6 protein-coding genes, 1 tRNA gene and 1 pseudogene are annotated in these 5,079 nt (G+C 58.9%); 1 reads left to right on the plus strand and 7 read right to left on the minus strand.

What is annotated here, in order from left to right; translation table 11 throughout:
* The 4 genes and pseudogenes from VGP75_RS14340 to VGP75_RS14355 form a co-directional block, all read right to left on the minus strand.
* Window positions 1-1,013, minus strand: a pseudogene (locus tag VGP75_RS14340) (hypothetical protein); the annotation flags it as partial.
* A 2-nt stretch (window positions 1,014-1,015) separates the two neighbouring features.
* On the minus strand, window positions 1,016-1,273 hold the full coding sequence (locus tag VGP75_RS14345; protein ID WP_327544317.1) for a spike base protein, RCAP_Rcc01079 family: 258 nt from the start codon (window positions 1,271-1,273) through the stop codon (window positions 1,016-1,018).
* 91 nt (window positions 1,274-1,364) lie between these two features.
* A complete protein-coding gene (locus tag VGP75_RS14350; protein ID WP_327544318.1) occupies window positions 1,365-2,021 on the minus strand; it encodes a sugar transferase in 657 nt (218 codons plus the stop codon).
* A gap of 148 nt (window positions 2,022-2,169) precedes the next feature.
* A tRNA-Arg gene (locus tag VGP75_RS14355) sits at window positions 2,170-2,246 on the minus strand.
* A gap of 157 nt (window positions 2,247-2,403) precedes the next feature.
* Between VGP75_RS14355 and VGP75_RS14360 the strand changes: the two genes are divergently transcribed.
* Window positions 2,404-2,838, plus strand: coding sequence for a GNAT family N-acetyltransferase (locus VGP75_RS14360; protein ID WP_327544319.1), 435 nt, complete (start codon window positions 2,404-2,406; stop codon window positions 2,836-2,838).
* Window positions 2,839-2,967: 129 nt separating this feature from the next.
* On the opposite strand, the gene VGP75_RS14365 is transcribed toward VGP75_RS14360, so the two are convergent.
* The 3 genes from VGP75_RS14365 to VGP75_RS14375 all read right to left on the minus strand — a co-directional run.
* Window positions 2,968-3,279, minus strand: coding sequence for an ETC complex I subunit (locus tag VGP75_RS14365; RefSeq protein ID WP_055294137.1), 312 nt, complete (start codon window positions 3,277-3,279; stop codon window positions 2,968-2,970).
* Window positions 3,280-3,399: 120 nt separating this feature from the next.
* Entirely contained in the window at window positions 3,400-4,635 is a 1,236-nt protein-coding gene (locus tag VGP75_RS14370) for an aminopeptidase (RefSeq protein WP_327544320.1), read from the minus strand.
* A 76-nt stretch (window positions 4,636-4,711) separates the two neighbouring features.
* Window positions 4,712-5,079 (minus strand): DUF6636 domain-containing protein (locus VGP75_RS14375; protein ID WP_327544321.1); only part of this gene is annotated, 368 nt, incomplete at its 5' end.

Consider the following 5,079-nt stretch of genomic DNA (forward strand, 5'->3'; position numbering starts at 1 on the left):
ACCCAAGGCACACCGTCCAGTGTGATCGACCGTGCATCCAGCGCATCGCGGCCATGGGTCTGGCCACCCACTTCCACGACACTGTCACCGACATCCAGACGCGCGGCATATTCGCGCTCGGACGCATAATCGATGATGGCAAAGCTCGGATAGGTCGGGCGGCTGTCCACCCGCCAATCCAGCGCCCCGTCCGAGGCGATCCCGCTCATGTGGGTCGGGCCTGCTGTGCCGCTGACCCCATTGGCGCGGGCGGCATAATACATGCCACCAAATTGCACCTCGTCTCCCATCGCATAGGCCGTGTCCGGCGTCCAAAGCGGCGGCAGGATATGCGGGTCAGCCAAGGCGCCCGTGATCGCCACGGCCTCTACCATGATCGCCCCGCCACCGGGTGTCGCGGCACCACCAAAGCTCAGGGTGACAGTGTGTTCGCCCGTCAGGCCACTGGCCACCTTGATCGACTGGCGGCGGGTTAGGTCGGTCGCACTATAGCTCGAAAAAGCCTTGAAGCCCAAACCGGCAGGATCGGTGATCTCGTTCACCAGGCTCTGCCCACCGTCAATCTCGACCTTCACGTAGCCACCACTGGTCCGGCCGGTATAGTTGATCCACATGTCATAGGGCGCATCCCTGTCCACCTGCACGGTCGCGCTGGCGCCAGTTGATCCGGTGCTGATCGCGCGATTACCAGTGTAGCTGGCCGCGAACCCCGAACCCGAGGTCTGCAATTGCGACCAACTGCCCGTCAGGGTCATGCGGCCCACAGGATAGACATTGCGCAGCTCAACCAGTTGCGTTTCACGCCACGACATCCGCATCGTGGGATCTGTTTGATCCAGACGCAGACGGGCCGCGTGATGCGGGCCCACTTCGGTCCAGATGGTCAGACCACCCTCGAAACCCGGCGCAAGGGCAACAGACCGGCCCCCGCCATGGGCAAAGAACGCAGCCATCGGCTGCGGCGCGGGCACATGGCCCGACCCCGCACCTGGCGAAAGCACTAAACCAATCATGCTCAGTACCACGCCACCAGTTGCGCCGTGGTCCCAGAAGCCAGCACCCGCACAGGACGCATTGAAAGCACAGTCCCCGCTGCAAGATCATAGGCAACGATCTCTCCGGCCGCATCCTGAAGTGCGGCAGTGCCTGCGGTGTTGACGTAAATCGCACGCGGGCGCACCGGCAGGTCGGATACATCAGAGGGCGCAATGACATAATGCGCAACAGCTGGCGATGTCAGGTTCACATAATCGGTGTCAAAAGGATCAGGCATTATCGGTCTCCAGTTAGGAATGAACCTCAATGCTTAAGAACCTTAGCTTACCAACCGCTTTGATCGCCGTACGATGCTGCGCGCAACGCCCCTATCGCCCTTTCTGCGCGACGATGACACAAAGCGTCCGCCACGCGATCCACAGATCAAACCGCAGGCTCGCGTGCGCGATATAATAATGGTCAGCCGCGACCTTGCGCCTGATACCCTTCATGCCGTCGACATAGCCGATCTCGGTTTGTGCCAGACCACTGATCCCGGGCATAACCTGATGGCGTGCGGCATAGCCGGGCACCTGCTCTTGATAGGCGCGCGCATGCTCAAAGAGGTCGGGACGCGGGCCAATCAGGCTCATCTCTCCACGCAAGACATTGATAATCTGGGGCAGCTCATCAATCCGGCACTTGCGCATCAGCGCCCCGAACGTGGAAATGCGATCTTCTTCCAACCTGTCAAAGGCGCCCCGCATTTGCGTCGCGATATGGCGCATCGACCGGAACTTATAGGCTATGAACGGCTGCCCCGCATATCCCATGCGTAACTGCCGGTGCATCAAGGATCCGCGATTGTAGAAAGGGTTCAACACCAGCAACCCCGCTGCAATCACCCCCAAGACAGGCAACAACAACACGGACAAACCGATATCAAACACCCGTTTGGACAGGCGCATCTGGCGCGACGGCAAGTGACCGTCTTCCACGACAGGCCAGGTAGCCACATCCAGCATATCATCCTGAAAATCAAACATCGCAGACTGCACTCTCATAAGACCTGAAAAACACAACGCACCATGCCCTTCGCTATCAGCAGCTTTCACAAAGAAGGTTAAAGAGTGATTAAGGTGAAACTTGGCCCAAAAAATGGTCCAAAATGCAGGTCAGCATCACTTGCAAAAATGGCGATCCGAGAAGGAATCGAACCCTCAACCTGCTGATTAGAAGTCAGCTGCTCTATCCAATTGAGCTATCGGACCGCACGCGTCGGGTATCGCGCGGCAAAGTGGCACTTTGCAAGTCTTAAACACGCAAATCCTTTCATGATGTTGAATTCCGGCACCTATCAGACTTGATCATCCCGGGAGGCTGAACCAACACTCCGGAACATCTTTCCCAAGACACAGAGGGCAGGCCATGACCAGTGACATTCAGACAACCCATGAAGTGCCGAGCGTCGAGGAATATCTCAGACTGCGGCAGCAAGGCGGGCTCAGCGCCTTTTCACCACCCGCCGCACGAATCGGATTGCAGGGAACACTTCATGCGGTGACCTTGCGCCACGACGGCAAAGCGATCGGGATGGGCCGTCTGATTGGCGACGGTGGCTGCTTTTTCCAGATCGTCGATATCGCAGTTGAACCGCGTTATCGCGGGCAAGGTTTGGGAAAACGCATCATGGCCGCATTGATGGATTACATCGATAAAAACCTGCCGACGACGGCTTTCGTCAGCCTGCTGGCCGATGTGCCCGCTGATCGTCTTTATGCGCAATCCGGGTTCACCCCAACCGCGCCTGAGTCACTGGGAATGTCCTATCGTGTCAAACGCGACGCAACCGAAGGTCCGTGATAGGCGTCACCGAGACCGCATGCGCGTCGGCGTCAAACCTACCATAGGCCGCACTGCCACGTGGGGTGATACCCCCCCATGCGAAACCATCGGCAAGAGTGAACAGAAAAGCCGCCAAACGGAATTGGACTAATGCGTCCAGGCGCCACGACGGTTGGTGGCGAAATTCTCGCCATATCCGCCGGGGCGGATATTGGCTTTGCGCGGCTTGGGTTCACGCACAACCGCGTCGATGCCATGTTCGCGCGCGTATTCCAAAGCCGCTTCTTTGCTGTCGAATTCGAGCTTGACCTGTGCTTGCGTGTCCGAAGACGAGGTCCACCCCATCAAGGGATCAACCTCACGCGCCGTTTCGGCCACATGTTCAAGTACCCAATGCTTTGTCTTGGCCGTGCCCGAGGACATGGCAGTCTTGGCTGGCTTATAGATTCGTGCACGCATCGTGGGCTCCCTTGGCTGGCACCTATATGTGCAAACTGGCGTGATGACGCAAGCATTTGCCACAGGTCATCCCAAAATCTTCCAGGATTTTGGTCCAGAATTTTCGAAAATTCTGGGGACCTACGCCCACTCACCGCCCCGCATCACCGGCACACGCGCACCTGTCTTGGTGATCCCGTCAATATCCACCGCATCCGACCCCATCATCCAGTCGACGTGGATAATGCTCTGGTTGCCACCCTTCTGCTTCAATTCTTCTGGCGACAACTCCGATCCACCTTCAATCGTGTCAGCATAGCATTGGCCCAGCGCGATATGGCAGGACGCGTTCTCATCAAAGAGCGTGTTGTAAAACAATGTCCCCGACTGGCTGATCGGGCTGGAATGCGGCACCAAGGCCACCTCGCCGATCCGGCTCGCGCCGTCGTCGGTCTTGAGCAACGCTTGCAGCACGTCCTCACCCTTGCTGGCGGTCGCCTCGACAATCCGCCCTGCCTCGAAACGCACAGCGATATCCTCGATCACAGACCCCTGATGCGCCAGCGGCTTGGTCGCGGCCACCGTGCCATCAACCTTATAGGCATGCGGGCAGGTAAAGACCTCTTCGGTGGGAATATTCGGCTGGCAGATCACACCATTGAGCGCGGGCGACGCCCCGCCTTTCCAGATATGGCCATCGGCCAGCCCCAGCATCAGATCCGTGCCTGGCCCCGTATAATGCAATGCGGAAAAATCCTGTTCATTCAGCCAGTTCACCCGCTCTTTCAGGGTTGCGGTATGCGCCGCCCAATTTGCGACCGGATCGTCGCCCTCAAGTCGGGACGCGGCATAGATCGCGTCCATCAACTTGCCCTGGGCCTCTTCCACCGGCAGATCGGGAAACACCTTCGCCGCCCATGCCGCACCCGGGTAGGCCACGATATTCCAGTTCACCTCGAACCCGACAATCGGCCCCATCGCAGGCTTTGCAGCAAGCGAGGTCGCCTTGCTCAGACGTGCCACCTTGGCAGGGTCCTGACCTGCCAGAAGCATCGGATCATCCCCGGTGATCGCCATGCGTGCAGCCCCGCCTTTGAAGGCCGCGGCCATCCCCTCAAAAAACCAGTTCGGGGCGCGATCAAAGCTTTCATCGGGCGCATATTCATAGCGCGCAAGTGTAATGGCATCATCGTTGAAGAAGGGCGTCACAATCCCCGCGCCCGCCTTATAGGCATGCACGGTAATGCGGCGCACCAGATCAAGTGCAGCCATGGGTGCAGTAATCACCAGATCCTGCCCCGGTTGCAGGTTTACACCGGTACGGACAGCAACCTCGGCCAGACGGTCGAGCTTCACGGGATCAATATGGTCGGACATGGGGCACCTCATCTGTTTGCGCTGACCCTATGGATTGGGGCGCCAAGGTCAACAGACTGCGCGATGCATCAGCACTTTAGAACACGCGTTGCGCCGCACGGCGCACTTCAAACCCGCCCCCTTCAAGATTCGTGCAGGTCACACCCGTCGTCTCTGACCGGCAGGTGATCCCGTCAAGGATGGCGCGGCGCCCGTAAGGCAAGACGTCACGCGCCCCCTGCGTCAGACCTTCATCAGTGACACAGACCAATCGACCGCGCCCCGTCTGATCGACACCAAAGGTCGTCCCCCAATCACCATCACAGGACGCGGGGCGATCAGTATAGCTCTGCACATCCACACCAAGACCACACTGTACGGCCAGCGGCGCACCGCGGGTCATGTCACAGCGGATATTTCCCGAAGGCGACTGGAAGGCAATATCGGCATCAGCCGCGCCAATAC

This window comes from Yoonia sp. (genome assembly GCF_036007805.1).
GTDB lineage: Bacteria > Pseudomonadota > Alphaproteobacteria > Rhodobacterales > Rhodobacteraceae > Yoonia.